Annotated in this window: 1 protein-coding gene; it reads right to left on the bottom strand. The window is 53.3% G+C overall.

All coding sequences use genetic code 11. The features are described 5' to 3' along the window. Positions 1-246: FAD-dependent oxidoreductase (locus SB717_RS38580; RefSeq protein WP_410908512.1), on the bottom strand; the 246-nt coding region annotated here is incomplete at both ends.

Genomic DNA, 246 nt, shown 5'->3' with positions numbered 1-246 from the left:
CTGCTCTCCTCGTCATCAAGATAGACCGAAATTGAATATCCCTTCACCGGATAAACATTGACATGGTCACCCAGTATCGACGCGAATCCACGGCTTGCCACACCTGCACAGATCACGACTTGATCGAACTCATCGACCTGCTCTTGATCGGCCATCGTTGACACAACCCGAAGACCTCCCGCGGACAGAGGAGTGATGTTCTGCACATTTGAGTCGAACCGGAATCGGACGCCATGGCGTTCGCAC

Origin of the sequence: Priestia sp. SIMBA_032 (assembly GCF_046535215.1) — a bacterium.
GTDB lineage: Bacteria > Bacillota > Bacilli > Bacillales > Bacillaceae_H > Priestia > Priestia aryabhattai.
The sequence above is the reverse complement of the archived record's forward strand: the minus strand, read 5'-3'. Positions and strand labels throughout refer to the sequence as shown.